This is a genomic window from Burkholderia plantarii, assembly GCF_001411805.1.
Taxonomy (GTDB): Bacteria; Pseudomonadota; Gammaproteobacteria; order Burkholderiales; family Burkholderiaceae; genus Burkholderia; species Burkholderia plantarii.
Genome location: NZ_CP007212.1, coordinates 3,808,282 through 3,835,064 on the forward strand (window position 1 = coordinate 3,808,282; position 26,783 = coordinate 3,835,064).

Annotated in this window: 30 protein-coding genes; 6 read left to right on the forward strand and 24 right to left on the reverse strand. The window is 68.8% G+C overall.

Features of this window, described 5'->3' with window-relative positions; all coding sequences use genetic code 11:
• Position 1: 1 nt before the first annotated feature.
• The 8 genes from bpln_RS16315 to bpln_RS16350 all read right to left on the reverse strand — a co-directional run bounded on the left by bpln_RS16315 (position 2) and on the right by bpln_RS16350 (position 7,519).
• On the reverse strand, positions 2 to 1,480 hold the full coding sequence (locus bpln_RS16315) for a Y-family DNA polymerase (protein ID WP_055139290.1): 1,479 nt from the start codon (positions 1,478 to 1,480) through the stop codon (positions 2 to 4).
• On the reverse strand, positions 1,416 to 2,126 hold the full coding sequence (gene imuA / locus bpln_RS16320; RefSeq protein ID WP_042626072.1) for a translesion DNA synthesis-associated protein ImuA: 711 nt from the start codon (positions 2,124 to 2,126) through the stop codon (positions 1,416 to 1,418). Before imuA ends, bpln_RS16315 begins: the two co-directional genes overlap by 65 nt.
• 157 nt (positions 2,127 to 2,283) lie before the next feature.
• Complete coding sequence (locus bpln_RS16325; RefSeq protein ID WP_042626073.1) at positions 2,284 to 3,102, reverse strand: MetQ/NlpA family ABC transporter substrate-binding protein; 819 nt, start codon at positions 3,100 to 3,102, stop codon at positions 2,284 to 2,286.
• 254 nt (positions 3,103 to 3,356) lie between these two features.
• Entirely contained in the window at positions 3,357 to 3,968 is a 612-nt protein-coding gene (locus tag bpln_RS16330) for an SCO family protein (protein WP_055139291.1), read from the reverse strand.
• Positions 3,969 to 3,978: 10 nt separating this feature from the next.
• Positions 3,979 to 4,881 (reverse strand): heme o synthase, encoded by a 903-nt coding sequence (gene cyoE / locus bpln_RS16335; RefSeq protein ID WP_042626075.1) that lies wholly within the window; start codon positions 4,879 to 4,881, stop codon positions 3,979 to 3,981.
• A gap of 14 nt (positions 4,882 to 4,895) precedes the next feature.
• Positions 4,896 to 6,005: a COX15/CtaA family protein gene (locus bpln_RS16340; protein ID WP_042626076.1), complete on the reverse strand. Its 1,110-nt coding sequence runs from the start codon at positions 6,003 to 6,005 to the stop codon at positions 4,896 to 4,898.
• A 31-nt stretch (positions 6,006 to 6,036) separates the two neighbouring features.
• Complete coding sequence (locus tag bpln_RS16345) at positions 6,037 to 6,741, reverse strand: SCO family protein (RefSeq protein WP_420807363.1); 705 nt, start codon at positions 6,739 to 6,741, stop codon at positions 6,037 to 6,039.
• A gap of 64 nt (positions 6,742 to 6,805) precedes the next feature.
• Positions 6,806 to 7,519 carry an SURF1 family protein gene (locus tag bpln_RS16350; RefSeq protein ID WP_042626078.1) on the reverse strand — a complete coding sequence of 238 codons (714 nt, stop codon included), beginning with the start codon at positions 7,517 to 7,519 and terminating at the stop codon, positions 6,806 to 6,808.
• Between the two features lie 87 nt (positions 7,520 to 7,606).
• Here bpln_RS16350 and bpln_RS16355 point away from each other — a divergent pair, with 87 nt between their 5' ends.
• A complete protein-coding gene (locus bpln_RS16355; protein WP_013699452.1) occupies positions 7,607 to 7,816 on the forward strand; it encodes a twin transmembrane helix small protein in 210 nt (69 codons plus the stop codon).
• Positions 7,817 to 7,889: 73 nt separating this feature from the next.
• Here the strand turns inward: bpln_RS16355 and bpln_RS16360 are convergent, their stop codons facing one another.
• The 8 genes from bpln_RS16360 to bpln_RS16395 form a co-directional block, all read right to left on the reverse strand.
• Positions 7,890 to 8,750, reverse strand: coding sequence for a cytochrome c oxidase subunit 3 (locus bpln_RS16360; protein ID WP_042626079.1), 861 nt, complete (start codon positions 8,748 to 8,750; stop codon positions 7,890 to 7,892).
• A 133-nt stretch (positions 8,751 to 8,883) separates the two neighbouring features.
• Positions 8,884 to 9,072, reverse strand: a complete 189-nt coding sequence (locus bpln_RS16365; protein ID WP_042626080.1) for a DUF2970 domain-containing protein — start codon at positions 9,070 to 9,072, stop codon at positions 8,884 to 8,886.
• 36 nt (positions 9,073 to 9,108) lie between these two features.
• A complete protein-coding gene (locus bpln_RS16370; protein ID WP_055139293.1) occupies positions 9,109 to 9,690 on the reverse strand; it encodes a cytochrome c oxidase assembly protein in 582 nt (193 codons plus the stop codon).
• A gap of 37 nt (positions 9,691 to 9,727) precedes the next feature.
• Entirely contained in the window at positions 9,728 to 9,868 is a 141-nt protein-coding gene (locus bpln_RS16375; RefSeq protein WP_055139294.1) for a cytochrome oxidase small assembly protein, read from the reverse strand.
• Positions 9,869 to 9,924: 56 nt separating this feature from the next.
• Positions 9,925 to 11,532 (reverse strand): cytochrome c oxidase subunit I, encoded by a 1,608-nt coding sequence (gene ctaD / locus bpln_RS16380; protein ID WP_042626083.1) that lies wholly within the window; start codon positions 11,530 to 11,532, stop codon positions 9,925 to 9,927.
• 54 nt (positions 11,533 to 11,586) lie between these two features.
• The gene (gene coxB, locus bpln_RS16385; RefSeq protein ID WP_042626084.1) at positions 11,587 to 13,224 is read right to left on the reverse strand and encodes a cytochrome c oxidase subunit II; all 1,638 of its coding nucleotides are present in this window, start codon (positions 13,222 to 13,224) and stop codon (positions 11,587 to 11,589) included.
• A gap of 43 nt (positions 13,225 to 13,267) precedes the next feature.
• Entirely contained in the window at positions 13,268 to 13,732 is a 465-nt protein-coding gene (locus bpln_RS16390) for a DUF2244 domain-containing protein (protein ID WP_244486965.1), read from the reverse strand.
• Positions 13,733 to 13,979: 247 nt separating this feature from the next.
• Positions 13,980 to 14,942 carry a methyltransferase domain-containing protein gene (locus tag bpln_RS16395; RefSeq protein ID WP_042626086.1) on the reverse strand — a complete coding sequence of 321 codons (963 nt, stop codon included), beginning with the start codon at positions 14,940 to 14,942 and terminating at the stop codon, positions 13,980 to 13,982.
• Positions 14,943 to 15,023: 81 nt separating this feature from the next.
• On the opposite strand from bpln_RS16395, the gene bpln_RS16400 reads away from it, so the two are divergent.
• Both bpln_RS16400 and trmL read left to right on the forward strand, forming a co-directional pair.
• Positions 15,024 to 15,851, forward strand: a complete 828-nt coding sequence (locus tag bpln_RS16400) for a ComF family protein (RefSeq protein WP_055139295.1) — start codon at positions 15,024 to 15,026, stop codon at positions 15,849 to 15,851.
• A 153-nt stretch (positions 15,852 to 16,004) separates the two neighbouring features.
• On the forward strand, positions 16,005 to 16,475 hold the full coding sequence (gene trmL, locus bpln_RS16405) for a tRNA (uridine(34)/cytosine(34)/5-carboxymethylaminomethyluridine(34)-2'-O)-methyltransferase TrmL (RefSeq protein WP_042626088.1): 471 nt from the start codon (positions 16,005 to 16,007) through the stop codon (positions 16,473 to 16,475).
• An 83-nt stretch (positions 16,476 to 16,558) separates the two neighbouring features.
• On the opposite strand, the gene bpln_RS16410 is transcribed toward trmL, so the two are convergent.
• From bpln_RS16410 to bpln_RS16430, 5 genes are all read right to left on the reverse strand, one after another.
• On the reverse strand, positions 16,559 to 17,080 hold the full coding sequence (locus bpln_RS16410; RefSeq protein WP_042626089.1) for an O-acetyl-ADP-ribose deacetylase: 522 nt from the start codon (positions 17,078 to 17,080) through the stop codon (positions 16,559 to 16,561).
• A gap of 368 nt (positions 17,081 to 17,448) precedes the next feature.
• Positions 17,449 to 18,447 (reverse strand): NAD(P)H-dependent glycerol-3-phosphate dehydrogenase, encoded by a 999-nt coding sequence (locus bpln_RS16415; protein WP_042626090.1) that lies wholly within the window; start codon positions 18,445 to 18,447, stop codon positions 17,449 to 17,451.
• 26 nt (positions 18,448 to 18,473) lie between these two features.
• Complete coding sequence (gene secB, locus bpln_RS16420) at positions 18,474 to 18,959, reverse strand: protein-export chaperone SecB (protein WP_042626091.1); 486 nt, start codon at positions 18,957 to 18,959, stop codon at positions 18,474 to 18,476.
• A gap of 119 nt (positions 18,960 to 19,078) precedes the next feature.
• On the reverse strand, positions 19,079 to 19,339 hold the full coding sequence (grxC, locus tag bpln_RS16425) for a glutaredoxin 3 (protein WP_042626092.1): 261 nt from the start codon (positions 19,337 to 19,339) through the stop codon (positions 19,079 to 19,081).
• Complete coding sequence (locus bpln_RS16430) at positions 19,336 to 19,758, reverse strand: rhodanese-like domain-containing protein (protein ID WP_055139296.1); 423 nt, start codon at positions 19,756 to 19,758, stop codon at positions 19,336 to 19,338. The genes grxC and bpln_RS16430 overlap by 4 nt, the downstream gene beginning before the upstream one ends.
• A gap of 136 nt (positions 19,759 to 19,894) precedes the next feature.
• Between bpln_RS16430 and gpmA the strand changes: the two genes are divergently transcribed.
• From gpmA to bpln_RS16445, 3 genes are all read left to right on the forward strand, one after another.
• A complete protein-coding gene (gene gpmA / locus bpln_RS16435) occupies positions 19,895 to 20,641 on the forward strand; it encodes a 2,3-diphosphoglycerate-dependent phosphoglycerate mutase (RefSeq protein WP_042626094.1) in 747 nt (248 codons plus the stop codon).
• Positions 20,642 to 21,179: 538 nt separating this feature from the next.
• The gene (locus bpln_RS16440; protein ID WP_042626095.1) at positions 21,180 to 22,745 is read left to right on the forward strand and encodes a S41 family peptidase; all 1,566 of its coding nucleotides are present in this window, start codon (positions 21,180 to 21,182) and stop codon (positions 22,743 to 22,745) included.
• 163 nt (positions 22,746 to 22,908) lie between these two features.
• Entirely contained in the window at positions 22,909 to 23,661 is a 753-nt protein-coding gene (locus tag bpln_RS16445) for a HesA/MoeB/ThiF family protein (protein WP_055139297.1), read from the forward strand.
• Positions 23,662 to 23,798: 137 nt separating this feature from the next.
• Here the strand turns inward: bpln_RS16445 and ptsP are convergent, their stop codons facing one another.
• The 3 genes from ptsP to bpln_RS16460 all read right to left on the reverse strand — a co-directional run bounded on the left by ptsP (position 23,799) and on the right by bpln_RS16460 (position 26,619).
• A complete protein-coding gene (gene ptsP / locus bpln_RS16450) occupies positions 23,799 to 25,571 on the reverse strand; it encodes a phosphoenolpyruvate--protein phosphotransferase (RefSeq protein WP_055139560.1) in 1,773 nt (590 codons plus the stop codon).
• Positions 25,572 to 25,794: 223 nt separating this feature from the next.
• Positions 25,795 to 26,064: an HPr family phosphocarrier protein gene (locus bpln_RS16455; RefSeq protein ID WP_042626097.1), complete on the reverse strand. Its 270-nt coding sequence runs from the start codon at positions 26,062 to 26,064 to the stop codon at positions 25,795 to 25,797.
• Positions 26,065 to 26,148: 84 nt separating this feature from the next.
• Positions 26,149 to 26,619, reverse strand: a complete 471-nt coding sequence (locus bpln_RS16460) for a PTS sugar transporter subunit IIA (protein ID WP_042626098.1) — start codon at positions 26,617 to 26,619, stop codon at positions 26,149 to 26,151.
• Positions 26,620 to 26,783 lie beyond the last annotated feature (164 nt).

Genomic DNA, 26,783 nt, shown 5'->3' on the forward strand with positions numbered 1-26,783 from the left:
GTCACCCGAACAGGCCGTGCAGGAACCAGCGCGGCTCGCTGTGGCGCCGGTCGCGGTCCATGTAGATCCAGTAGCAGGCGCCGTCGTCGTCCTGCGCGACGTAGTAGTCGCGCAGCACGACCTGCCCGTCGAACCAGCCGCCTTCGACGCGCTCGGCCGTCGACATCAGCCGCAGCGGCGTGCGATGGCAAGGCCGGTTCTCGCGCATCGCCAGCGCGATCGGCTCGGCCAGCAGCCAGGCGGGGCGCGGCGCCGCGGCCGGCGCCTCGGGCCGGCGGCCCGCCGGCGCATGCGAGGGCAGCCAGCGGTTCGCGGCCTCGGGCCGATGGTCGGCGCCGGGCGCCGCGCACAGCACGTTGTCGGCGCCGAGGCGCGCGCTCAGCAGCTCGACCAGCCGCGCGCGCGCCTCGCGCGTGCGGCCCGGCTCGGGGAACAGGTCGACGGGCGGCGGCGCGACTGACTCGACGCGCGTCGCGACGAGCCGCACCGCCAGCACGGCGGCTGGCAGTTCGGCGCGCGCGAGCCGCTCGCCGAGCACGCGCAGGCAGTGCAGCTCGTCGCGCGTGGGCTCGGCGAACGCGAGCTCGACCGAGGTCGGCGGCACCGCGCAGCGGCCGCGCTCGTGCTCGAGGTCGAAGCGCAGCGCGGCGAGCGAAAGCTGCCGCGCGGCCAGCCAGCCGCCCAGTTGCGCCACCAGCCGGCGCGCGACGAACAGCACCGCCTCCGCGTGCTCGACGCGCTCCGGCAATTCGAGGCGCGCGTCGAATTCGGGGGGGATCGGCAGCCACGCGAACGGCTCCGGCAGTTCGCCGTAGGCACGATCGAGCGCCTCGAGCAGCCCCGGCCCGCAGCGGCGCTGCAGCCCCGCGCGCGGCAGCCGGCGCAGGTCGGCGAGCGTCGCGCAGCCGAGTCCGTCGAGCCAGCCTGCATAGGGCCGCGCGGCCGGCATCAGCACGCAGGGCAGCGCGTCGAGCACGCGCCGCAGGCTGGCCTCGCGCGCCACGCGCCGGCGCCGGCCGCGGCCCGGCCGGCCGCGTGCCAGCAGCCAGGCGCCGCGGCCGGTCGGCGCGGCGCCGATGCGCGCCGCGTAACCGAGTGCCGCCAGCGCCGCGCCCACCTGCCGGCACAGCGCGGGCAGCCCGCCGAACAGCCGCAGGCTCGCGCCGACGTCGACGATCAGCGTCGCCTCCTCGTCGAGCGCGACCGACGGCGAGAAGCGCAGCAGCGCCAGTGCGACCGCACGCAGCGCATCGGCCTCGCGCGCGAGATCGCGCTCGACCAGATGCGTGTCGGGCGCGAGCGTCAGCACGCCGCCGCGCTTCATGCCGGGCCGCACGCCGCGCGCGCGGGCCGCCGCGTCGGCCACCAGCACCACGCCCTGCTCGAGCACGGCGCTGCCCGCGGCCGGCGCGGGCTCAGGCGAGCACGCGCACACGTCGAGCGGCAGGCGCGGCAGATGGATGCCGAGCAAGACGCGCATAACGACCCTCCACGATCGGCGACGGCAACGCGAGTTCGAGCGGCGCCGCGCAGGCCGGCCCGCGGCGCTTGACGATCTCGACCGACACGCCGCCCGGCAGCGGCCGCAGCGCGAGCCGCAGCACCGCCGGGGACGGCTGGCGCGCCGCCGCGAGCGGGCGCAGCATCACGAACAGCGTGTCGCCGGCGCGCGCCGCCGCCAGATGCAGGCGCCGCAGCACGTCGGCCGGCGCGGCCTCGGTCTGCCAGAACAGCAGCGCGCCACAGCAGCCCGCCTTCAGCGCTTGCTCGGCTGTCCACAGGGCATCGCGCCGGCTGGCTGTGCGTAACCACAGCAATGCATCGAGCGGCACGCCGAATTCGGCCAGCGCGGCCGCGTGCGGTGGATGCGGCGGCGCCACCAGCGCGAGCGGACGCCGCTCGGCGACGCTGCCGGCCAGCCCCGGCGCGAGCAACCGCATCTCGCCGCAGCCCGCGTGCGGCACCAGCAGCTCGACGAGGCCGCCCACCGGCCAGCCGCCGCCCGGCAGCTCGGCCGACAGCGCCGGATAGCCGGTGCCGAGCGTGCGCGAGCCGCCGCGGGCGAGCTGGGAGCCACGCCAGAGCGACGGATGCAGCGATTCGGGGGAGACGGAGGCGGTGGGCATGAGGCAGCCGATTACTGTACGTTTATACAGTATAGGGGAAGCCGCCCGGCTACGACAGATTCCGCGCTGACTTTTTGTCGGGGTCGGAAACGACGAAAGGCCCCGCGGGGCCTTTCGATCGATTACCGGGGGACCGCGCGAACCGCGGGTCGCGCGCTCAGAACGACGGCACCATCGAACCCTTGAACTGCTTGTTGATGAAGTCCTTCACTTCCGGCGACTGGTAGGCCGCGACGAGCTTCTTCACCCACGGCTGGTTCCTGTCCTGCGCGCGCACCGCGATCAGGTTCGCGTAGGGGCTCGTCAGCGATTCGAGCGCGATCGCGTCCTTGGTCGGCTGCAGGTTCGCGGCCAGCGCGTAGTTGGTGTTGATCACGGCCGCGTCCACGTCGCCGAGCACGCGCGGCAGCTGTGCCGCGTCCAGTTCCGAGATTTTCAGCTTCTTCGGGTTGTCGGCGATGTCGAGCACCGTCGCGTTGTTGCCGCCCGTGGCCGCGCCGGCCTTCAGCTTGATCACGCCCTGCGCCTGCAGCAGCAGCAGCGCGCGGTTCTCGTTCGACGGATCGTTCGGCACCGCGAGCTTCGCGCCGGCCGGCAGGTCCTTCAGCGACTTGACCTTCTTCGAATACACGCCGATCGGCGAGATGTAGGTCAGACCCGCGCTGACGAGCTTGTAGCCGCGCTGCTTGATCTGGCTGTCGAGGTAGGGCTGGTGCTGGAAGCTGTTCGCGTCGAGGTCGCCCGAATCGAGCGCCGCGTTCGGCTGCACGTAGTCGTTGAACTCGATGACCTTCACGTTCAGGCCTTGCTTCTCCTTCGCAACCTTCTGCACCACCTGCCACACCTGCGCATCCGGGCCGGCCACCGTGCCGACCTTGATCACCTTGTCCTGCGCGTGGGCGCCGAACGACATGCCGAGGGCCGCGCTGGCGGCGACGACGGCGGACACTGCTTTCAGGAGATTGCGACGCTTCATCTGTTGTTCTCGCTTGCGTTGTTGCGGTACCGACTTGATAAAAGGACGACGCGGCTCGTGGCCGCCCCGCCCGTCAAAGAGTGCGAATGGTGTCACAGGATCGGCGCCGAGTGAAATACATCCCGCTCATATGGGTATGCCGCGCGCTGGCAATGATGGTGCCCGGCGGGGACCGACAGGACTCCGAAGGTCCATGGCCGGCGCGTCGATCGTTTCGGAAGCGCGGAAGGACGCCGGGGCCGAAGGTACCGCGCTCAGCCCAGCAGCAGCTTCAGATCGTGAACCCACGGCGCCGGCCCCTGCCCGTCGCGCACGAACAGGCGCAGCTTGCCGGCCGGGTCGAACACGTAGCTCGCCGCCGTGTGGTCCATCGTGTAGCCGTCGGGCGTCTTGCCCGGCGATTTCGCGTAATAGATCCGGAAATCCTTCGCCACCTGCTTCAGCTGCGCGTCGCTCGCCGGGCGCAGCGCGACGAACGACGGATCGAACGCGGCCACGTACTGCGCGAGCAGCGGCGCCGTATCGCGTTCGGGGTCGACGGTAACGAGCAGCACCTGCACGCGCTTCGCCCCGGCGCCGAGCTGCTGCCTCGCCTGCGCGAGCTCGGCCAGCGTGGTCGGGCAGACGTCGGGGCAATGCGTGTAGCCGAACACCAGCACCACGGCGCGACCCTTGTAGTCGGCCAGCGTGCGCGTGTGGCCGGCGGTGTCGGGCAGCGCGAAATCCTGGCCGAACTGCGTGTTGCCGGTGATGTCGAGATTCTCGAAGGCCGGCTGGCGGCTGCAGCCGGCGAGCAGCAGCACGCCAGCGGCGGCGCAGGCGGCGAGCCAGCGCCGCCGCGCGGGCGGGAAGGAACGCGGCATCATCGCGGCGCGCTCAGAAGCCGAGCAGCGGGCGCACGTAGTGATCGACGAGCAGCGCCATGAACAGCAGCGACAGATAGACGATCGAGTAGCGGAACGCGCGGCGCGCGAGCGCGTCGGAATAGTCGACGTAGACCTTCCACGCGTAGGCGATGAACACCGCGCCGAGCAGCACCGCGCTCGCCAGGTAGAGCACGCCGCTCATGCCCGAGATGAACGGCATCATCGTCACGACGAACAGGATGAACGTGTAGAGCAGGATGTGCAGCCGCGTGAACTTCTCGCCGTGCGTGACGGGCAGCATCGGCAGGCCCGAGTTCTCGTAGTCCTTGATCCGGTAGAGCGCGAGCACCCAGAAGTGCGGCGGGGTCCAGACGAAGATGATCAGCACCAGGATCCACGCGTCGCCGGGCACGGTGCCCGTCACGGCGGCCCAGCCGAGCGCCGGCGGCATCGCGCCGGAAGCGCCGCCGATCACGATGTTCTGCGGCGTGGCGGGCTTGAGCAGCAGCGTGTAGATCACCGCGTAGCCGACGAAGGTGGCGATCGTCAGCCACATCGTCAGCGGGTTGGTGAAGGTGTAGAGCGTCCAGGCGCCGACTCCGCCCAGCACGGCCGAGAAGGCGAGGATCTGCGGCGTGGTGATCTCGCCGCGCGCGGACGGCCGCCACGCGGTGCGGCGCATCTTGGCGTCGATCTTCTGCTCGACGAGGCAGTTGATCGCGAACGCGGCGCCGGCCAGCAGCCAGATGCCGATCGTGCCGCCGATCAGCGGGCGCAGCGGGACCATGCCGGGCGTGGCGAGAAACATCCCGATCACGGCGCAGAACACCGCGAGCTGCGTGACGCGCGGCTTGGTCAGCGCGAAATATTGCGACAGGCGGCTGCCGGGGGACTGGGAAAGCGAGGATTCCATGAGCGTGGGGAGCGTCAGGCGGGCGCGATATCGCGCGCGGGGAGCGCGACGCGGCCGGGACGGCTTGAAAGGATTCGAAAGTTTAACATGACGAGCAACAGCAGCAGGATCGCGGCCCCGCCGTTGTGCGCGACGGCGACGGGCAGCGGCCACTGCAACACGATGTTCGACAGCCCCGTCACGAACTGGATCGCGACCACCAGCAGCACGCCGTTGGCGGGCCGCCGCAGCGATTCGAAACGGCGCATGCGCAGCGCGAACGCGACCAGATAGGCGACCACCACCACGGCGAACGTGCGGTGGGTCCAGTGAATCGCCACCAGCGCGTCCTGCGTGATCGCCTCGCCGTCGCCCGACATGCCGAGCGCGCGCCACAGGTGGAAGCCGTGCGCGAAATCCATCGGCGGCAGCCACTGGCCGTTGCAGGTCGGGAAATCGGTGCAGGCGAGCACCGCGTAATTGGTGCTGACCCAGCCGCCCAGCGCGATCTGCACCACCAGCAGCACCAGCGCCGTGAGCGCGGCCACGCGGTGGCGCCCCGCCTCGGGATCGTGGGCCGGCAGCGGCGTCATGCGCGCGGCCAGCCAGCCGAGCGCGCCGAGCAGCGCGAGGCCGAGCAGCAGGTGGGTGGTGACGATCACCGGCTGCAGCTTCATGGTGACCGTCCAGGCGCCGAACACGCCCTGCACGACGATCAGCAGCAGCAGGCCGGTGGGCCACCAAGGCGACACCGACAGCGGCCGGCGGCGCGCCTTCGCGACCCAGGCGATGGTCATCTGCGCGATGATCAGCACGCCGATCGCCATCGCGAAATAGCGATGGATCATCTCGATCCAGGCCTTGCTCATGCTGACCGGGCCGGTGGGCATCGCCAGGTGCGCGGCCGAGATCGCCGCGTGCGCGATGAACGGCGACGAGGTGCCGTAGCAGCCGGGCCAGTCCGGGCAGCCGAGCCCGGAGTCGGTGAGCCGCGTGAAGCCGCCGAACATCACGAGATCGAGCGTGAAGAACGTCGTCATCCAGACGAGCTTGCGGAATTTGTCGTCGTCGGCCTTCACCCACACGTAGGAGAGGGGCAGAAGCGCGATGGTGAGGCCGATCAGGCCCAGTTGCAGTAAGTACATCCGGGAATTCTCGATTGCGGGTACCGGCCGGTCAGCCGATGCTCGACCACTTGAGCAGCTTCGTCACGTCGTTCTTGATCCGGCTGGGGTCGGGGTCCTTCGGGAAGCGCATCATCAGGTTGCCGTTGGGGTCCACCAGATAGATGTGATCCGTCGCCTGCGTGCCGGCCTCGGCCGGCAGCCACGCGTCGAGCGCGGCCGGATCGGCGACGAGGCGCCGGGTGTCCGGATAGGCGGCCAGGATTTTCGCATCGACGCCCGCCGCGTCGCGGCGCAGCCAGACCATCGTGATGCGCTGCCGCTCGCCGCCCTGCGTCGCGCGGACCTGCCGCATGAAGTACAGTTTCCGGGCGCACGCATCATCGCACAAACTGCCGTTTTCCATCACGAGCAGCCAGACCCCGCGCAGCGAGGCCAGCGCCACGCTCCGGCCGTTTTCGTCGGTCGCCGTGAGCGTGGCGGGGATCGGCCGCTGCGGCTCGATCAGCGTGCCGTAATTGGTCGAACCGCCACGGGGCTTGACCACGTAGTAGGTGAAGTAGGAAGCGAGGAGCGGCGCCGCGCAGATCAGGCACAGCGCGAGCACCACCCAGCGCCCGCGTCGCCACGAGCCTCGCTGCGACGATGTGCCGCGCCCGAAATCGGGGTCATGGCCCGCGGTGCTCTCGCCGGGCTGGCCGGGCTGGCGATCGGGCCCTGGTCGGGCCGGCGTCGGACGGGAAGGCTGGGTCGACACGAAGTTCCTCTTCATCCTCTGGATACGAATCCGGTCGCGGCGCCGGGCGCCGCCCATGGCGCGCTCAGGTCGCACCCGAAGGCTTGCGCGCCGCGCGCCGCGCCGCGTAGAGCCCGAAGCCGGCCGCCGCCGCGGCCATCGCCCACCACTGCACCATGTAGCCGTAGTTGCGCCCGACGTCCTGGGTCGGCTGCGGCCAGTCGCGCACGAGGCCGTCGTCGCCGTCGCTGGTCTGCTGGATCACGTAGGGCTGCAGCGGCAGCCCCGTTTCCCGCGCATAGGCGGCGACCTCGAGATTCTGGCGAATCCGCTGGTGCCCGGCCGAACCGCCCCGCCCCAGCTCGAACGCGCGCGATGCGTCGGCGCGCGCGATGCCCTCGATCGTCACATTGCCGGACGGCGTCGCAAACGGCGCGATCGCGGTGCGGTCGGCGCTGTTGCGCGGCAGCCAGCCACGATTGACGAGTACGTAACCGCCATCCGCGAGCCGCATCGGCATCACCACGTAAAAGCCGGGCTGATCACGGTAGGCGCGATTATCGAGATAAACCACGGCACCGGGAATGAGACGGCCGGTCGCACGCACGCGATGGAACTCGACCGCGTCGAGCGCCACCGGCGCCGAGCTGGCCTCGAACGGGGTCGCATGCTCGTAGCGCAGCACCTGCGCCTCGAGCGCCTCCTTGCGATGCGCGCGATCGCGCTGCCAGAAGCCGAGCCGCAGCGTCACGGCGATCACCGCGAGGATCAGCAGCGCGGGCAGCCAGCGCAGCTTCATCGCACGGTCGCCGACGTGTCACATCGGCGCGATCGAAGTGGGATAATCGACACGTCTGCGACGAATCGCCATTCCACGGTAAGTGCCATGCACATCCTCGTTCCCATCGCGTTTGCGCTGATCCTCGCGAGCCTCGCCTCGGCCCTCTATTTCATGATGCACGACCGGGGCCAGACGAAGCGCATGGTCTGGTCGCTCGCGACGCGCGTCGGCCTGTCGATCTCGCTGTTCCTGTTCATCCTGTTCGCGAACTGGATGGGCTGGATCCACTCGACCGGCATTCCGCTCGGCCGCTGAGATCGCGGTCCGCGTCGCTGCACCGGCCTCCTCCGCATCCCGCGCGCGCATCGCGCGCGGCTCGGCGCGTGTCCTACGACAGCCAGTACACCACCACGTACAGGCCCAGCCACACCACGTCCACGAAGTGCCAGTACCAGGCCGCGCCCTCGAACGCGAAATGGTGATCGGGCTTGAAGTGCCCACGCAGCATCCGCACCAGCACCACGGTCAGCATCGTGCCGCCGAGGAACACGTGGAAGCCGTGGAAACCCGTCAGCAGGAAGAACGTCGAGCCGTACACGCCCGAGGCGAGCGTCAGGTTCAGTTCGTTGTACGCATGGAAATACTCGAAGCCCTGCAGGAACAGGAAGCTCACGCCCAGCACGATGGTGGCCGCGAGCCAGGCGATCGCCCGGCGCCGGTGATCCTCGCGCAGCGCATGGTGCGAGACCGTCAGCGTGGCGCCCGAACTGAGCAGCAGCGCGGTGTTGATGGTCGGCACCGGCCACGGCCCCATGGTGCGGAAGTGGCCCGCCAGCGCGGCCGGCCCCTCGTTCGGCCAGACCGCGCTGAAGTCCGGCCAGATCAGCCGGTAGTCGAGGCTGCCGAGCTGATGCAGCGCGATCTCGCGCGCGTAGAACAGCGCGCCGAAGAACGCGCCGAAGAACATCACCTCGGAGAAGATGAACCAGCTCATGCTCCAGCGGTACGACTTGTCGACACGCTGGCCGTACATGCCGCCCTCCGACTCGGAGATCGCGTCGCCGAACCAGTGATAGAGCACGAACAGCACCCACAGCAGGCCGAGCGTGACGGTGATCGGCGCCCAGGCATGGCCGTTGATCCACAGCGCCACCGAGCCGAGCATGACGAGCAGGCCGAGCGCCGCGCTGATCGGGTGCCGCGACGGCTGCGGGATGAAATAGTAAGGGCTTTCGTGTTGGCCGCTCATGCTTGATTCTCCACTTCAGTCCAGTTGATTCCGGAACGATCCGGAAAGCTTCGCGAGCGCGCCGCCTCGCGCCAAAACCGCGGCCGCGCCCCTCGCGCGCGCCGCCCCCCGCCGGCTCCGCCTGCCGCCCGCGCTAGCCGACCACCGCATGCACGACCAGCAGCAGCAGGCCGATGAACACCGCCGCCGCAAGCAGCGCGACGATCAGCACGTGCAGCGGATTCAGCGACTGCGCGTCGGCCTCGAGGTCGCTGCGCCGGCGCACGCCGAAGAACGACCAGAACACGGCCTTGAGCGTCTTGCCAAACGAGCCCTGCGTCATCGTCGCCTCCCCGGCGCTGCCTCGGTTGCCGCCCGCTCACGCGCCCTGCTTCGAGGCCTGGGCCGCCGTCTGGGCGGGCGGGTTCAGCTCGAAGAACGTGTAGGACAGCGTGATCGTCTTCACGTCCTTCGGCAGCGCCCGGTCCACCACGAACACCACCGGCATGCGGCGCGACTCGTTCGGCTTCAGCGTCTGCTGCGTGAAACAGAAACATTCGATCTTCTTGAAATACTCGGTGGCCTGCTTCGGTGCGTAGCTCGGGATCGCCTGCGCGACCACCTGCCGGTCCTGCGCGTTGGTGACCTCGTAGACCACCGTCATCACCTCGCCCGGATGCACGTCGAGGCTGCGCTGCTCGGGCCGGAAGCCGAGCGGGCCGCGCGCGTTCGCGTCGAGCTCCACCGAAATCGTGCGGCTCAGGTCCACCTGCGTGTTGCGTGCCTCGCGCGCGCTCACGTCGCGCTGCACGAGGTTGTTGAGGCCCGTCACCTGGCAGATCGCGCGGTAGATCGGCACCAGCGCGAAACCGAAGCCGAACATCAGCGCCGCGACCACCACGAGCTTCAGCAGCATCGTGCGATTGAAGCTGGAATCACCGTCGACGAACGGTTCCGACATGGTGAGGAATCCTCTCCGTTATGCACTCATGCCGGCGTCATGCAGTGGAAGCGATCCATTGCCTGACGACGGCGGCGATGAAAAAGGCGGCGACCACGGCCAGCAGCACGAGGCCCAGCCGCCGGTTGCCCGCGCGGATCTGCGCGGGCGTGCGTGCTTGTGAACGGTTGCGGTTCATCGGCTCGGGCGGGTTGGTGCGCCGCCACCCGGGCCGGGCGGCCAGCGCGCGGTGGGTCAGTCGACGGTCGGCGGATGTTCGAAGGTATGGAACGGCGCCGGGCTCGGGACCGTCCATTCGAGGCCGATCGCGCCGTCCCAGGGCTTGTCCGGCGCCTTCTCGAGCCCGCCGCCGCCGCGATAGGCCGGCAGCGCCACCGCGAACAGGAAGTAGACCTGCGCGAGGCCGAAGCCGAACGCGCCGATCGTCGCGACCTGGTTGAAGTCGGTGAACTGCGCCGGGTAGTCCGCATAGCGGCGCGGCATGCCGGCCAGGCCGACGAAGTGCATCGGGAAGAACGTGACGTTGAAGAAGATCATCGACGCCCAGAAGTGGATCTTGCCGCGCATCTCGTTGTACATCCAGCCGGTCCATTTCGGCGACCAGTAGTACCAGCCCGAGAACAGCCCGAACAGCGAGCCCGCCACCAGCACGTAGTGGAAGTGCGCCACCACGAAGTAGGTGCCGTGGTACTGGATGTCGAGCGGCGCCATCGCCAGCATCAGCCCGGTCAGCCCGCCGAACGTGAACACGAACAGGAAGCCGATCGCGAACAGCATCGGCGTCTCGAAGCTGAGCGAGCCGCGCCACATGGTGGCGACCCAGTTGAACACCTTCACGCCGGTCGGCACCGCGATCAGCATCGTCGCGTACATGAAGAACAGCTGGCCCGTGACCGGCATGCCGGTCGCGAACATGTGGTGCGCCCAGACCATGAACGAGAGGATCGCGATCGACGCGGTGGCGTACACCATCGAGCTGTAGCCGAACAGCGGCTTGCGCGAGAACGCCGGGATCACCTGCGAGACGATCCCGAACGCCGGCAGGATCATGATGTAGACCTCGGGGTGGCCGAAGAACCAGAAGATGTGCTGGTACATCACCGGATCGCCGCCGCCCGCCGCGTTGAAGAACGAGGTGCCGAAGTGGCGGTCGAACAGCACCATCGTGATCGCGCCGGCCAGCACCGGCATCACCGCGATCAGCAGGTAGGCGGTGATCAGCCAGGTCCACGCGAACATCGGCATCTTCATCAGCGTCATGCCCGGCGCGCGCATGTTCAGGATCGTCACGACGATGTTGATGCCGCCCATGATCGACGAGGCGCCCATCAGGTGGACCGCGAAGATCGCGAAGTCCATGCCCGGCCCCATCTGCGTGGAGAGCGGCGCATACAGCGTCCAGCCCGCCGCGGTCGCGCCGCCCGGCGCGAAGAACGAGCCGACCAGCAGCACCGCCGCCACCGGCAGCAGCCAGAAGCTGAAGTTGTTCATGCGCGCGAACGCCATGTCCGAGGCGCCGATCTGCAGCGGCACCATCCAGTTCGCGAAGCCGACGAAGGCCGGCATGATCGCGCCGAACACCATGATCAGGCCATGCATCGTGGTGAGCTGGTTGAAGAACTCGGGACGCATGATCTGCAGGCCCGGCTCGAACAGCTCGGCGCGGATGCCGAGCGCCATCACGCCGCCCGACAGGAACATCACGAACGAGAACAGCAGGTATAGCGTGCCGATGTCCTTGTGATTGGTCGCGAACAGCCAGCGGCGCCAGCCGTGCGGTAGCTCGTGCGCATGATCGTCGTGCGCGTGTCCCGCGGTTACGTCGTGTCCTATGCTAGACATGGATGTCTCCTGATTCTTGTTCCGATGACGTCGACCCAGACGACGAACAACACGTCAGGCAGCCGGGCCGATTTCGACACGACGCGCCGCTTTGGCATCCGCTCCGCCCGTGATCGTCTGCGGCTTCTTCAATACGACCCGGTCCTCGGCGACGCCGGCCGCCTTCAGCGCGTCGCGCACGGCCTGCGCGCGACGCTTCGCGAGTTCGGCGTTGGCATCGGCCGAACCCGTCGTGTCCGTGAAACCCGACAGCGCGAGCTTCGCGTCCGGATGCGCGCTCGCGTATTGCGCGGCGGCGTCGAGCGCGGCCTTCGCGTCGGCAGGCAGTTCACTCTTGCCGGTATCGAAATAGACGGCGGCCGGCAGCGCGGCGGACTGGGTGGCGGATTGCGCCGCAGCCGGCGCGGAAGCCGCGGCCGCCGCGGTGCCCGAAGCGTCGCCGCCCGATGCCGCCGCCGCGGGCGCCGACGCCTCGACCGCCGGGGCCGCCGCCTGCGTCGCGCCGCCTTCGGGCAGCTTGCCGTTGCGCGCGTCGGCCACCTGCTTCGGCTGCAGCGCGTCGCCCATGTGGTTGCCCCACGCGTTGCGCTCGTAGGTGATGACCGAGGCCAGATCGACGTCCGACAGCGAGGCCCAACTCGGCATCGCGCCCTTGCCGCTCAGCACCAGGCTCACGTGCTGCGCGATCGGGCCGTTGGCGATCTTGCTGCCGTCGAGCGCCGGGAACGCGCCGAGGCCCTTGCCGTTCGGCTGGTGGCAGACCGCGCAGTTGGCCTTGTAGACGTCCTCGCCGTGCGCGACCAGCTCGGCGCTGGTCCACACCTTGTTCGGGTCGAGCGTGGCGGCGGCGGCCTTGGCCTTTTCGTCCTTGACCCACTTGTCGTAGTCGTCGGCCGACAGCACCTGCACCACCACCGGCATGTACGCATGCTCCTTGCCGCACAGCTCGGTGCAGAAGCCGCGATAGGTACCGACCTTCTCGGCCTTGAACCAGGTGTCGCGCACGAAGCCCGGAATCGCATCCTGCTTCACGCCGAACGCGGGCACGTACCACGAGTGGACCACGTCGTTGGCGGTGGTGATGATGCGGATCTTTTTATCGACGGGCACCACCAGCGGATGGTCGACTTCCTGCAGATAGGTTTCGCCGATCGGCTGCCTGCCGTTCACTTCGCTGCGCGGCGTGGTGAGCGTGGAGACGAAGCTGATGCCCTCGCCCGGCCCCTTCACGTAGTCGTAGCCCCACTTCCACTGGTAGCCGGTGACCTTGATCGTGACGTCGGCGTTGGTGGTGTCCTTCATCGCGACCACCGCCTTGGTGGCGGGCAGCGCCATCAGCACCACGATCACGAACGGCACGATCGTCCAGATAATTTCGACGGTGGTGCTTTCGTGGAAATTCGCGGCCTTGTGGCCGCGTGATTTGCGATGGGCGAAAACAGAATAGAACATCACGCCGAACACGCCGACGAAGATCACCGTGCAGAGGATCAGCATCATCGTGTGCAGGTCGTACAGTTCCTGCGCGATCTTCGTGACGGGCGGCTGGAGGTTGATTTCGTTGACGCGGGGGCCGCCTGGACTGTCGCCGACGGCGAATGCGGCACCGGACGCGATGAGTCCGCTGACGGCCAGCCAACCAGTGAGGGCGCGCTTGATTGTTTTCATGGCTTCCTTACCCAAAATTGTCATTCCTACCCTCCCCGCCGTCGGCGGTACGCCGCGGCCGCCTCGATCAGCCGCAGCGCATCAGCGACGCGCGCAGTTCACGAGCGAACTGGGCGCGCCGGTACTGCGCGAGATGCTGCCCGACCACGACGCTCCGCCCCCGGCACACGACCCGCACCGGATCGCGCGGCGACGCGCCGGGCTCGACCCGCACCCAGCGCGGGTTGAACTCGAAGCACGTCAGCCGTTCCGCACTCATCTGCTCGATCAGGAGCCGATGAGGAAACAGCCTGATACGTTCGTAATCGACTGCGTGGCGTGCATACATCGTGAATGCAACGCCGACTGCCAGTAACTCGACACCGGTAAACGGCAGCACGAGCCAGGCACCGCGCCACGACAGCAGCGCGGCGATCGCAAGCGAGAAAGCGGCCAGCGATGCGTAGCACGCAACGAACTGGCGCGGCGACACCGAACAGTTGCGTTTGATGAGCCAGTCCATCAGGACTGTTTCGGTGTCCGTGAAACCCATCGTTCCATCCATCGCTGCCTCTCGCAATCGGCATCGAAGCTGGCCCGAACCGGGCCTGCCGACCTGTATTGTAGGACGCGTGCAGGACGGCAAACTGACGCATTATAGGCGCGAACATACGCATCTACAAGCAAACGCCCGTTGCCCGCAAACCCAAGCGGGGCAAGCGTTTCAGCCATTCTAGAAGGTTTTTCTGAGACGTTTTCGACTGCTAATTTCAAGCATAACGAAATCCCTCTTTACCGACTCAGAGATTCTTGGGACGACCTCTGCCGATGTCCTCGATGCGCACGATGCCGTGGCCGTCGGCGGTGGTACGCGGCACCGCCTTCCACGCGTGGCCGTAGATCACTTCGAACGTCAGCGCGATCGTGCCGTCGTCGCGACGGCGCGCCTCGAGCGCTTCGCTCAGCGCGCGCCGCGTGCGAGCCGACAGGCGTTCGCCGCCGTCGCGCGCGAACGGATAGGCGCCCCACCGCCGCACGTCCGCGAGCAGCGATTCCGGCGACTGGTAGGTGACGGTCAGCCGTTCCTGGTCCATGACCGGAATCTCGAATCCGCTCTCGACGAGCATGTCGCCGAGATCGTGCATGTCTACGAAGTCGATCACGTGTGGGCGCGGCGCGCAATCGGTAACGGCCTCAGCATCGGCATAGGCGGCACGCAATTCGCGCAGCGTGTCGGGGCCGAACGTGCTGAACATCAGCAGCCCGTTTACTCGCAGCACGCGCTGCCATTCGGGAAACACCCGGTCCGGGCGCGAATGCCAGTGCAGCGCGAGATTCGACCACACGAAGTCGAACGCGCCGCCCGCGAACGGCAGGGCCGAGAAGTCGGCCTGCGCGAGACGCGGGCCGCGCTGGCCCAGCGCCTTCGACAGCGCCGAGGGCAGGAAGCGGCGCCAGTTGGTGTCGGGCGCTTCGCGCGACGCGGCGCGCGCGAGCATCGCCGCCGACAGGTCGACGCCGTACACGGGCGCTCCGGGAAAGCGCGTGCGCAGCGCGGGCAGGTCGTCGCCGATGCCGCAGCCGGCGTCGAGCACGCCCGCCGGATTGACCTTGATGTAGTCGAGACGCTCGCCCATGCGCTGCGCGATTTCGCGCGGCAGGAAAGCGACCGCGTCGAACGCGGCGGCACGGCGATCGAAGATCCGCCGCAGATGTCGGGGATCGTTGGCCGGACGGCCAGAAGGTGCGGGAACGGAGGACATGTCGGGCAAACTGGCGAAGTGCCCGAAGTATACTCGCTCGCTTCGCGGGCTTCAGCGCGGGCGGCACTCGCGGAGGAACCGATGTCGATTGCCGGCGTATTGCGTCGCAACAAACGAATCGCATGCTGCACAGCGGGATGGCGCGGCCTGTTCGCGCACGTCGCGGCGCTGGCGCTGCCCGGTCTCTGCGCGCTGTGTGGCAACTCGTGCAACAACATATGCGGCAATTCGCCACGCAACGTGTTGTGCAGCGCGTGCGACGACGCGTACTGGAACGAAACGCGGCTGCGCTGCGTGCAATGCGCACTGCCGCTGTCCGCATTTCGTTCGCGGCATGCGCGCCGCGGCGGCTATCGCTGCGCCGCGTGCCGCCACGCGCCGCCGCCGTTCGACGCGACGTTCGCGCTGGCCGATTACCGCCCGCCGCTCGCGAGCCTCGTGCTGGACCTGAAGTTCCGTGCGCGGCTCGCGCTGGGCGGGCTGTTCGCCGAGCGGCTCGCGCGCGCGGTACACGACAGGCCGGCAGCGCATGGCACCGCGCAGGCCGACGCGCGGCCCGACCTGATCGCGCCGGTGCCGCTCGCGCGGCGGCGGCTGGTCGAACGCGGCTACAACCAGGCCTGGGCGATCGCACGGCCGCTCGCACGCGCGCTCGAGGTGCATGCCGAGCCGGCGCTGCTGGCGCGCACGCTCCATACCGCGCCGCAAACGCGGCTCGACGCGGCGGCGCGGCGCGCGAACGTGGCGCACGCGTTCGTCGTGACGCGCGACGTGTCCGGGCTGCACGTGGGCCTCGTCGACGACGTGATGACCTCGGGCGCGACGCTCGCGGCGCTCGCCGTGTTGCTCAAGCAGGCGGGCGCGCGGCGCGTGACGAACTACGTCGCGCTGCGCACCGCGCGCGATTGAAACGCACGGGCGGAAACGGTGATCTCGGCATCGGCCCAGGCAGGCGGCAGCGAAGGCAGGATCAAGGCAACATCGAAGGCAGCGGGAGCCCGGCCGCGGCAACGCCCGGCAGTTCCGCGCCAGGTTTCACGCATTCATGAACCGGAAACGAACATGTTCAACGTCGTACTCGTCGAACCCGAAATCCCGCCGAACACCGGCAACGTGATCCGCCTCTGCGCCAATACCGGCGCGCGGCTGCATCTGATCGAACCGCTCGGCTTCCCGCTCGAGGACGCGAAGCTGCGCCGCGCAGGGCTCGACTATCACGAATACGCGCGAATGCAGGTGCATCGCGACTGGGATGCGTTCCTCGCCGCCGAGCAGCCTGACCCGGCGCGGATGTTCGCGTTCACGACGCGCGGCTCGGGGCGCTTCCACGATCGCGCGTTCACGCCGGGCGACTGGTTCGTGTTCGGCGCCGAGACGCGCGGCCTCAGCGAGACGATGCTCGCGCGCTTCCCGAACGAGCAGCGCGTGCGGCTGCCGATGCGGCCCGACAACCGCAGTCTCAATCTGTCGAACACGGTGGCCGTGGTGGTGTTCGAGGCCTGGCGCCAGGCCGGCTTCGAAGGGGGCGAATGAGACGAGGCGGGGCGACCGAACGAAATGAGCGGCGACCGGCGCCCCGCGCCGGTCGCCGCGGGGCGAGACGCGGAAAAGCCACCTCAGAGCCTCGCCAGTTCGCGCCGGTAGTGTTCGAGCAGATCTTCGGCGAAGCAGGCGAACACGATGCGCGTGAAGCCGGCGCCGGGCAGCATCGACACCACGGTGCTGACGGCGATCGTGGTGGCCGCCTCGGGCGGGAACCGGTAGACGCCGCAACTGATCGCCGGGAACGCCACCGACGCGCAGCCGGCCGCCGCCGCCACTTCGAGCGAGCGCCGGTAGCACGACGCGAGCTGCTCCGCCTCGCCCGACATGCCGCCATGCCAGACCGGCCCGACCGTATGGATCACGTGCCGCGCCGGCAGCAGGTAGCCGTGCGTGAGCTTCGCGTCGCCGGTCGCGCAGCCGCCTAGCGTGCGGCACTCGGCCAGCAGGTCCGGCCCCGCCGCGCGGTGGATCGCGCCGTCCACGCCGCCGCCGCCGAGCAGCGATTCGTTCGCCGCGTTGACGATCGCGTCGAGCGCGAGCGTCGTGATGTCGACGACGCGCGCCTCGACACGGGTCGAATCGATCATGAGCATGCTGACCTCACCGGCAATCGCGATAGCGCCAAGCGTAGACGCGATGCCGGCGCGGCGCCAGCCACGTCTTCGCGGCCCGGAGCGGTGCGCGGCATGGCACGCGCGGCGAGACCGCGAGGCATCGAGGCGGGCGGCGGCGGATTGCCGACAGATTAGCCGACAAAGCCGGCCATTTGAGGAAACAAGAGAGAAATTCGCCGGCGCCGGCGTGACGGGCACGACCGGCGCGGCGATCGGCCGGCATCGCCCGTGCCCGGCAGGCAGCGCCGGCGCGAGCGCCTAGGGCCGCGCCTCGACGAGGACAAGCCGCCGGCAAGCGCGAAGCAGCGCCCCCGCTCAACCGGAATCAACCGTCAGCGAGCAAGCACTCACTCCGCCTTGGCGTCGCGGCGCAGCAGCTCGTTGACGGCCTCGCGCGGTGCGACGCCGTCGAACAGCACGCCGCAGACGGCCTCGGTGATCGGCATGTCGATGCCGTGGGCGCGGGCGATCGCCAGCACCGCGCGCGCGCAGCGCACGCCCTCGGCCACATGTCCGAGCGCGCCGAGGATCTCGTCGAGCGAGCGCCCCTCGGCCAGTTGCAGTCCCACCTTGCGGTTGCGCGACAGGTCGCCGGTGGCGGTCAGGATCAGATCGCCCAAGCCGGCGAGCCCCGTGAACGTCTCCGCACGCCCGCCCAGCGCCACGCCGAGCCGCGACATCTCGGCCAGCCCGCGCGTGATCAGCGCCGCGCGCGAATTGAGGCCGAGGCCGAGTCCGTCGCCGATGCCGGTCGCGATCGCAAGCACGTTCTTGACCGCACCGCCCACCTCGACGCCGATCACGTCGTCGCCGGTATAGATCCGCATCGCGCCGTGGTGAAACGCAGCCAGCGTGAGGTCGCGGCAGGCCGCCGACGCGCTCGCGACGGTCAGCGCCACCGGCAGCCCCTGCGCCACCTCGCGTGCGAAACTCGGCCCGGACAGCACGCCGTGGCTCGCGTGGCCGGGCAGCGCCTCGGCGATCACCTGATGCGGCATCTGCTCCGTCTCGGCCTCGAAGCCCTTGCAGATCCACAGCAGGTGCGCGGGCACGCAGCCCGCCTCGAGCATCGCCGCGCAGAGCGCGCGCAGCCCGGCCACCGGCGCGCCGATCACGCACAGCGCGTCGTCGGCCGCCGCGTGCGCGAGCGCGGCCGGCAGCGCCGGCTCGCAGCGCAGCGCGGCGGGCAGCGGCACGCCGGGCAGGTAGCGGGGGTTTTCGTGACGGGCCTCGAGCCCGGAGAGGAGCGCGCGATCGCGCGCCCAGAGCAGCGTATCGTGCCGCGCGGCCAGATGCGCGGCGAGCGCGGTGCCCCATGCACCGGCGCCGAGAACAGCGACTTTCATACCCAGCACCGGTTCGCGGGACGCGCTCAGTTCAGCGTCGTGCCGTTCGGTGCGCCGTTGGCGGCGCCGGCCTGTTGCTGCTGGATCTGCGCGAGGCGTTGCTCGTAGAGCGCCTGGAAGTTGATCTCCGCCAGGTGGATCGGCGGGAAGCCCGCACGCGTGATCGCGTCGGCGATGTTCGAGCGCAGGTACGGGAACAGGATCGTCGGGCAGGCGATGCCGACGAGCGGATCGAGCTGCTCGTCCGGAATGTTGCGGATGTCGAAGATGCCGGCCTGCTTGGCTTCGATCAGGAACGCGACCTTGTCCTTGACCTTCGCCGTCACGGTACCCGAGACGACGACTTCATACACGCTTTCGGCCAGACGTTCGGCCTTCACGTCGACTTCCACCTCAACCGACGGCATGTCCTGTTCGAGGAAGATCGCCGGCGAATTCGGCTGCTCGAGCGAGAGGTCCTTCAGGTAGATGCGCTGGATGTTGAAGAACGGCTGGTTTTCGACGTCGGACATGTTGGCTCCCTAGAAATGGTATGAAGGCGACCGGCTTCCTCCGGCCACCCGGTTGTTGTGTCGTGCAAGCGGGGCACGTGGCCCTCCCGGCGCCCGGGAAGGCGGTCATTCTGCCGGAATCAGGCCGCTTCCAGAAGCGGCAGCAGGCCACCTTCGCGATCCAGCTTCGACAGGTCATCGTAGCCGCCCACGTGCGTCTCGCCGATGTAGACCTGCGGCACGGTACGGCGGCCGGTGCGTTCCATCATCTCGGCGCGCCGCGACGGATCCTTGTCGATCAGCACCTTCTCGATCTGCTCGACGCCGCGCTGCTTGAGCAGGCGCTCGGCCATCATGCAATACGGGCAGACCTGCGTGCTGTACATGACCACTTTGTTCACTTCGCCACTCCTTGTTTGACGACCGGCATGCCGGCCTTCTGCCAGGCGGCCAGGCCGCCCTGCAGCACATGAACCTCGCCGTAGCCGGCTTCGCGCACGACCTTGGCCGCCTTGTTCGACTGTTGTCCGTTCTGGCAGACCAGCAGCACCGGGGCGCTCTTGTTCTTGGCGACCTGGCCGAGCTTGCCGGCGAGTTCGGAGAATTCGACCGAGCGCGCCGCGGGCAGGTGGCCCGCGCCGTATTCGGCGGCCGGGCGCAGATCGATCACGATCGCGTTGCGCCGGTTGATCAGTTGGGTCGCCTCGCCGGTCGACAGGCCGCCGCTGCCGCGACGCAGCGTCGGGAAGACCAGCATGCCGCCCGAGACGAGCAGGATCGCGATGAGCGCAAGGTTCGTGTAATCGGTAAAGAACGTCACGGAGAATCCGCCGCAAAAAGAGAAATCGAAAAGGACAATCGCGCCATTATAAAATATCCGTCTGTCGCGATGGCGCCGCCGCTTCCGGAAGGCGTCGCCCGCCGCTTCGCTTCCTCACTACCGACCGCAAGCAACCATGTACAAGCTCGTTCTCATCCGCCACGGCGAATCGACCTGGAACAAGGAAAACCGCTTCACCGGCTGGGTCGACGTCGACCTGACCGAGCAGGGCAACGCCGAAGCGCGCCAGGCCGGCGTCCTGCTGAAGGAAGCCGGCTACGCGTTCGACATCGCGTACACGTCGGTGCTCAAGCGCGCGATCCGCACGCTCTGGCACGTGCAGGACCAGATGGACCAGATGTATCTGCCGGTGGTCCATTCGTGGCGCCTCAACGAGCGCCACTACGGCGCGCTGTCGGGACTCAACAAGGCCGAGACGGCCGCGAAGTTCGGCGACGAGCAGGTGCTGGTCTGGCGCCGCAGCTACGACACGCCGCCGCCGGCGCTGGAAGCGAACGACGAGCGCGCGCCCTACGGCGACCCGCGCTACGCAAAGGTGCCGCGCGAGCAGCTGCCGCTGACCGAATGCCTGAAGGACACGGTCGCGCGCGTGCTGCCGCTCTGGAACGAGTCGATCGCGCCGGCCGTCAAGAGCGGCCGGCAGGTGCTGATCGCCGCGCACGGCAACTCGCTGCGCGCGCTGATCAAGTACCTCGACGGCATCTCGGACGCCGACATCGTCGGCCTCAACATCCCGAACGGCGTGCCGCTCGTCTACGAACTCGACGAAGACCTGAAACCGATCCGCCGTGACTACCTCGGCGACCAGGACGCGATCGCAAAGGCGCAGGCCGCCGTCGCGCAGCAGGGCAAGGCGAAGTAAGCGAGCCCGGGCCGCACGGCCCGGCCGCGAGGCGGGCGCCGCGATGCAGGTTGCGCGGCGCCCGCGCCTTCTGGCGCGAACGAGTCTTGCTCATCCCGCTTCCACCGGCTCCACCGGATCACGCGGCAGGTGCAGTGCCCGGCCTTGCCCGACGCGTGCCGGCTCCATCGCATGGTTCGCGTAATCGGCCGTCCGGCCCGCGCCGCACGCCTCGCGCGGCGCTTGCGCACCGCCGGCACGACGGCCCGGAGCCGCCCGCGCGGGCCGGCCGGACGGCAGCGTCAGCGTCAGCGGCGCGTCAGTTTCGCGCCAGCCGGCCTGCGTGTTTTCCCGCGTTTTCCGCTGTTTTCCGTCACTTCAGGCGATTCACGCGAACGCAGCGCGTGCCGGCGCGAACCCGCGCGACGCGGCACTGTCGAATCCGCTTCATCATCGCTTCGCCCCGCAACGGCGAAGCATCGGGAAGATCGGAGATATACTTGACCGTCCTCCCACCTTCACGCCATCGCCACACGCGCTTTCCGACGCACACGATCCTATGCGAATGAAATTGAAGAATATCGGCCTCGTCGCCGCTGGCCTTGCAACTGGTGTATTCGCGACGCTGCAAATCTCGGCGTCGGCCCAGCAGGCAACGATCACGACGCCGCTGCCGCTCGACCAGCTGCGCCTGTTCGCCGAGGTGTTCGGCCAGATCAAGCGCGAATACGTCGAGCCGGTCGACGACAAGAAGCTGCTGACGGCCGCGATCAAGGGCATGGTATCGAGCCTCGACCCGCACTCGTCGTATCTCGACAAGACCGATTACGAGGAACTGCAGGAGCAGACGAAGGGCCGCTTCGCCGGTCTCGGCATCGAGATCTCGCAGGAAGACGGCCTCGTGAAGGTGATCTCGCCGATCGAGGACACGCCCGCGTTCCGCGCCGGCATCCGTCCCGGCGACCTGATCACGCGCATCAACGACAAGCCGGTGCGCGGCATGACGCTCGACAAGGCCGTCAAGCAGATGCGCGGCGACCCGGGCACCAAGGTCACGCTGACGATCTTCCGCAAGAGCGACGACCGCACCTTCCCGGTCACCGTCACGCGCGCGATCATCAAGGTGCAGAGCGTGAAGATGAAGATGCTCGATCCGGGCTATGCCTACATCCGGATCACCAGCTTCCAGGAACGCACCACGCCCGACCTCGCGGCCCGCCTGCAGGACATCGCACGCCAGCAGCCGAACCTGAAGGGCCTCGTGGTCGACCTGCGCAACAACGGCGGCGGCCTGCTGCAGAGCGCGGTCGGCGTGGCCGGCGCGTTCCTGCCGCCGAACGCGGTGGTGGTGTCGACCAACGGCCAGATCCCCGATTCGAAGCAGGTCTACCGCGACGACTACGACAACTATCGCCTGCCGACCTTCGACTCCGATCCGCTCAAGAACCTGCCGGCGATCTTCAAGACCGTGCCGATGATCGTGCTGACCAACGCCTACTCGGCGTCGGCCTCCGAAATCGTCGCCGGCGCGCTGCAGGATTCGCACCGCGCGCAGATCATGGGCAAGACGACGTTCGGCAAGGGCTCGGTGCAGACGGTGCGCCCGCTCACGGCCGACACCGCGCTGCGGCTGACCACGGCCTACTACTACACGCCGAGCGGCCGCTCGATCCAGAACAAGGGCATCGTGCCGGACATCCCGGTCGACCAGTTCTCCGACGGCGATCCGGACGACGTGCTCGTGACGCGCGAAGTGGACTACACGAACCACCTCGCGAACACGCAGGACCCGAACGAGAAGAAGGAACTGGAAGCGCGCGAGCAGCGCCGCCTCGACCAGCTGCGCATCCTCGAGGAGCAGAACGACAAGAAGACGCCGGAGCAGCGCGAGAAGGATCGCAACCGCAAGCCGGTGGAGTTCGGCAGCGCCGACGACTTCATGCTGCAGCAGGCGCTGGCCAAGCTGGAAGGCAAGCCGGTGCAGGAGTCGAAGTCGCTGCTGGCCGAAAGCGTGACCAAGCCGCTCGGTGCCACGCCGGCGTCGGCAGCCTCGGCGGCTTCGGCCCCGAAGGCGAGCGCGCCGGCCAAGGCGTCGGCCGCCAAGCCCGCCTCGGCCGCCCACTAAGTCCGGGCGCGCCGTGACCGGCACGGGCCACCGCGGTTCGCCGCGGTGGCCCGTTTTGCTTTGGGCGCGGCGCACGGCGCCGGTCCGCCCTGACCCGGCGCACACGGACGCCGCGCGAACGCGCCTAGAATAGCGGCACGGCACTTCCCACCCGCTCCCCGCGATGAACGACGAACAACTGCTCCGCTACTCCCGCCACATCCTCGTCGACGAAATCGGCATCGAGGCGCAGCAGCGCTTCCTCGACGCGCACGCGCTGATCGTCGGCGCCGGCGGCCTCGGCTCGCCGGCCGCGATGTACCTGGCCGCCGCGGGCGTCGGCGCGATCACGCTGGTCGACGCCGACACGGTGGACCTCACCAACCTGCAGCGCCAGATCCTGCACGCGACCGAATCGGTCGGGCGGCGCAAGGTCGAATCGGGACGCGAGGCGCTCGCGCGGCTCAATCCCGAGATCGTCGTGCATGCCGTGGCCGAGCGCGTCGAGGCCGCCTGGCTCGACGTGGCCGTGCCGCTCGCCACGGTCGTGCTCGACTGCACCGACAACTTCGCCACGCGCCACGCCATCAACCGTGCCTGCGCCACGCACCGCGTGCCGCTCGTGTCGGGCGCCGCGCTGCGCTTCGATGGCCAGATCAGCACCTTCGACTTCCGCGACGCGGCCTCGCCCTGCTACGCCTGCGTGTTTCCCGAGGACCAGCCGTTCGAGGAAGTGGCCTGCTCGACGATGGGCGTGTTCGCGCCGACCGTCGGCATCATCGGCGCGATGCAGGCCGCCGAGGCGCTGCGCGTGATCGGCGGCCTGGGCGAGACGCTGGTGGGGCGGCTGATGATGCTCGATTCGCTGCGCATGGAATGGAACACGATGCGTATCGCGCGGCAGCCCGATTGCCCGGTCTGCGGCGGCACGCACTGAGTGAGCGCGGCGCGCGCGGCCTGAAAAACCAGCGCGTAAAAAACGCGGCGGGCCAATGCCCGCCGCGTCGATGTCGTGATGCCGAGGTTGACGTCACGCCGATGGAGGAGGCATCCGCTCCCCCCGCGCGGCAAGCCTCACGCCGCCAGGTCGGCCTTCGGCTCGGCCTCCGCGAGCTGCTTCAGCGCGAGCTGCACGTCCTCGGGCTCGAACGAGGCCAGCACGTCGGCGGTCGGCTTCTCGAGCGCCTTCAGATGCGCGCGCAGGATCTCCTGCTTGACCACCAGCAGCTGGCTCGGATGCATCGAGAACTCGGTGAGCCCCATGCCGAGCAGCAGGCGCGTCATCGCCGGATCGCCGGCCATCTCCCCGCACACCGACACCGGCACGCCCGCGCGCTTCGCCTCGCGCAGCGTGTAGGCGATCAGGTGCAGCACGGCCGGATGCAGCGGGTCGTACAGGTGCGCCACGGCGTTGTCGGCGCGGTCGATCGCGAGCGTGTACTGGATCAGGTCGTTGGTGCCGATCGAGAGGAAATCGACGCGCTTGAGGAACAGCGGCAGCGCGATCGCGGCGGCCGGGATCTCGATCATCGCGCCGACCCGCACGTTCGGGTCGTAGGCGAGCCCGGCGTCGTCGAGCTGGCGCTTGGCCTCGCGGATCAGGTCGAGCGTCTGGTCGATCTCCTGCGCGTGCGCGAGCATCGGCACGAGGATCTTCACCGGCCCGATCGCCGAGGCGCGCAGGATCGCGCGCAGCTGGGTCAGGAACATCTGCGGCTCGGACAGGCTCCAGCGGATCGCGCGCAGGCCCAGCGCCGGGTTCGGCGCGGTTTCGTAGCCGCCGTCGAGCGCGTCGAGCGGCTTGTCGGCGCCCACGTCGATGGTGCGGATCGTCACCGGCATGCCGTTCATCAGCTCGACCGCTCGGCGGTACGCGCGGAACTGCTCCTCTTCCTCGGCGAGCACGTTCTCGTCGTTCATGAACAGGAACTCGGTGCGGAACAGGCCCACGCCGACCGCGCCGGCCTCCACGGCCGTCTTCGCGTCGTCGGGCAGCTCGATGTTGGCGAGCAGGTCGATCCTGGTGCTGCAGAGCGTCTGCGTCGGCGAGAACTTGAGCCGCTGCAGCTTGCGCTGCTCGAGCGCCTTCTCCGACTGCCGGTACGAGTATTCCTCGAGCACGATCGGCGCCGGATCGACGATCACGATGCCCTGGTCGCCGTCGACGATGATCACGTCGTTCTGGCGAATCAGCGCGCTCGCGTGCTGCACGCCGACCGCGGCCGGGATGCCGAGGCTGCGCGCGACGATCGCCGTGTGCGAGGTGCGCCCGCCCAGGTCGGTCACGAACGCATGGAACGCCTGGTTCTTGAACTGCATCATGTCGGCCGGCGCGATGTCGTGCGCGACCACGATCATGTCGTCCTTGCTGCTGGCCGCGCGGCCGAGCGCCTGGGCCGGCGACGGCGCGCCGGCCAGCGCCTTGAGCACGCGCTCGACCACCTGCTCGATGTCGGCCTTGCGCTCGCGCAGGTACTCGTCCTCGATGTCGTCGAAGTGGCTGGCGATCACGTCGAGCTGCTCGGTCAGCGCCCATTCGGCGTTGTAGCGGCGGTCGCGGATCAGGTCGATGGTTTCCTGCACCAGCATCGCGTCGTTGAGGATCATCGAATGCACGTCGATGAACGCGGCGACCTCACTCGGCGTGTCGTCGGTCAGGTCGGCGCGCAGCGCGTCGAGTTCGCCGCGCACCGCGAGCAGCGCGACGCGCAGCCGGTCGATCTCCGCGTCGAGCTGCTGCGCCTCGACGAGGTAATGCGCGACGTCGAGCGCCGCCGGCGCGATCAGATACGCACGACCGATCGCGATACCTCTCGAAACGGGAATTCCCTGCAGCGTGAACGGCACGCGCACCTCCTGTGAGTCAGGTCAGCCGCAGCCCACCGCCGCGATGCGCATATGACCCCGACTCGTGATTATAAATTCCACGACACCCGCATGACTGCATGCGCCGCAGCATCGGCCCTGCAATGATCTGTTGTCTGAATAAAAGCCAATGCCCAAAAGAAATGCCGCGTCGGAACGCGGCATCGGCTGGCGAGGCGGCGCAGGCGCCGCCGGTGCGCGCGGCTTACTGGCCTTCGCCGAACTTGTCGGCGATCAGCTTGAGCAGCGCGTCCATCGCTTCCTTCTCGTCGGCGCCCTCGGTCTCGATCGTCACCGTGCTGCCGATGCCGGCCGCCAGCATCATCACGCCCATGATGCTCTTCGCGTTGATCCGGCGGCCATTGCGCGTCATCCAGACTTCCGACTGGAAATTGCCCGCCAGCTGGGTCAGCTTGGCCGAGGCGCGGGCATGCAATCCCAATTTATTGACGATGGTCGTTTCTTGTTGAAGCATGGTGTTCCGTTCAGATGAAGACTGCCGGCGGCGCGCGCCGCCGGGGGACAGGAAGCGAACGAACGCGCCGGGCGGCCCGTCCGGTCAATGCGGTTCGGTCTGCGGCTTCGGCTCCGGCGGGATCGGCGCGCACTCGCCGCAGCCGAGGCCCACGCGCGGCGGCGGCGTGCCGGCGGCGATCTCGTGGATGCCCTTGGTCGAGCCGCCCAGCGCCTTCTCCACCAGCGTGTCGATCGGCGTGGTGCGGTAGCAGACCGAGCGCACCAGCATCGGCAGGTTCACGCCGGCCAGCACGCGCACGCCGTCGAGCTTGGCGAGCTGGCCGGCGATGTTCGCCGGGGTCGCGCCATACATGTCCGTCAGGACGAGAACGCCGTTTTCCTCGCGCAGCCGCGCGATTTCCGCGTGCGCGAAACCCATCACCTGCGAGGGGTCGCTGTCCGCGAGCACGTCGATGCAGCCGATGCGCGCGGGAATCCCGCCGTAGATGTGGGAGATGCAGTCCCGCAGGGCGGTGGCGAGCGGGGCGTGAGCGATGATCAGGATGCCAGCCATGTCAACCTTGCAACAATGTGGCCCGAACGCCGGACCGGATGCCAGGAATGTACCTACCGGGCGAACGGGCATTGTAGCAGGCCGGTTTCGGGGTCAATCCACATCGTGAATCGAACCGCGATGCCGAGCCGGCGGCGGGGGGCCTGCGCGCCGCCGCCGGCTGT

What these genes read in the sequence shown, in the direction of transcription:
- ctaD (WP_042626083.1), bottom strand. Translation starts at nt 11,532, where the DNA reads ATGTCTAGCATAGGACACGACGTAACCGCGGGACACGCGCACGACGAT.
- bpln_RS16455 (WP_042626097.1), bottom strand. Translation starts at nt 26,064, where the DNA reads ATGCTTCAACAAGAAACGACCATCGTCAATAAATTGGGATTGCATGCC.
- secB (WP_042626091.1), bottom strand. Translation starts at nt 18,959, where the DNA reads ATGTCCGACGTCGAAAACCAGCCGTTCTTCAACATCCAGCGCATCTAC.
- bpln_RS16415 (WP_042626090.1), bottom strand. Translation starts at nt 18,447, where the DNA reads ATGAAAGTCGCTGTTCTCGGCGCCGGTGCATGGGGCACCGCGCTCGCC.
- bpln_RS16315 (WP_055139290.1), bottom strand. Translation starts at nt 1,480, where the DNA reads ATGCGCGTCTTGCTCGGCATCCATCTGCCGCGCCTGCCGCTCGACGTG.
- bpln_RS16440 (WP_042626095.1), top strand. Translation starts at nt 21,180, where the DNA reads ATGCGAATGAAATTGAAGAATATCGGCCTCGTCGCCGCTGGCCTTGCA.
- bpln_RS16460 (WP_042626098.1), bottom strand. Translation starts at nt 26,619, where the DNA reads ATGGCTGGCATCCTGATCATCGCTCACGCCCCGCTCGCCACCGCCCTG.
- bpln_RS16365 (WP_042626080.1), bottom strand. Translation starts at nt 9,072, where the DNA reads ATGACGCAGGGCTCGTTTGGCAAGACGCTCAAGGCCGTGTTCTGGTCG.
- bpln_RS16400 (WP_055139295.1), top strand. Translation starts at nt 15,024, where the DNA reads ATGTCGATTGCCGGCGTATTGCGTCGCAACAAACGAATCGCATGCTGC.
- bpln_RS16375 (WP_055139294.1), bottom strand. Translation starts at nt 9,868, where the DNA reads ATGAACCGCAACCGTTCACAAGCACGCACGCCCGCGCAGATCCGCGCG.
- bpln_RS16390 (WP_244486965.1), bottom strand. Translation starts at nt 13,732, where the DNA reads ATGGGTTTCACGGACACCGAAACAGTCCTGATGGACTGGCTCATCAAA.
- bpln_RS16370 (WP_055139293.1), bottom strand. Translation starts at nt 9,690, where the DNA reads ATGTCGGAACCGTTCGTCGACGGTGATTCCAGCTTCAATCGCACGATG.
- bpln_RS16355 (WP_013699452.1), top strand. Translation starts at nt 7,607, where the DNA reads ATGCACATCCTCGTTCCCATCGCGTTTGCGCTGATCCTCGCGAGCCTC.
- bpln_RS16395 (WP_042626086.1), bottom strand. Translation starts at nt 14,942, where the DNA reads ATGTCCTCCGTTCCCGCACCTTCTGGCCGTCCGGCCAACGATCCCCGA.
- bpln_RS16330 (WP_055139291.1), bottom strand. Translation starts at nt 3,968, where the DNA reads ATGATGCCGCGTTCCTTCCCGCCCGCGCGGCGGCGCTGGCTCGCCGCC.
- bpln_RS16410 (WP_042626089.1), bottom strand. Translation starts at nt 17,080, where the DNA reads ATGCTCATGATCGATTCGACCCGTGTCGAGGCGCGCGTCGTCGACATC.
- imuA (WP_042626072.1), bottom strand. Translation starts at nt 2,126, where the DNA reads ATGCCCACCGCCTCCGTCTCCCCCGAATCGCTGCATCCGTCGCTCTGG.
- cyoE (WP_042626075.1), bottom strand. Translation starts at nt 4,881, where the DNA reads ATGGAATCCTCGCTTTCCCAGTCCCCCGGCAGCCGCCTGTCGCAATAT.
- bpln_RS16445 (WP_055139297.1), top strand. Translation starts at nt 22,909, where the DNA reads ATGAACGACGAACAACTGCTCCGCTACTCCCGCCACATCCTCGTCGAC.
- bpln_RS16350 (WP_042626078.1), bottom strand. Translation starts at nt 7,519, where the DNA reads ATGAAGCTGCGCTGGCTGCCCGCGCTGCTGATCCTCGCGGTGATCGCC.
- bpln_RS16325 (WP_042626073.1), bottom strand. Translation starts at nt 3,102, where the DNA reads ATGAAGCGTCGCAATCTCCTGAAAGCAGTGTCCGCCGTCGTCGCCGCC.
- gpmA (WP_042626094.1), top strand. Translation starts at nt 19,895, where the DNA reads ATGTACAAGCTCGTTCTCATCCGCCACGGCGAATCGACCTGGAACAAG.
- trmL (WP_042626088.1), top strand. Translation starts at nt 16,005, where the DNA reads ATGTTCAACGTCGTACTCGTCGAACCCGAAATCCCGCCGAACACCGGC.
- coxB (WP_042626084.1), bottom strand. Translation starts at nt 13,224, where the DNA reads ATGACAATTTTGGGTAAGGAAGCCATGAAAACAATCAAGCGCGCCCTC.
- bpln_RS16360 (WP_042626079.1), bottom strand. Translation starts at nt 8,750, where the DNA reads ATGAGCGGCCAACACGAAAGCCCTTACTATTTCATCCCGCAGCCGTCG.
- bpln_RS16340 (WP_042626076.1), bottom strand. Translation starts at nt 6,005, where the DNA reads ATGTACTTACTGCAACTGGGCCTGATCGGCCTCACCATCGCGCTTCTG.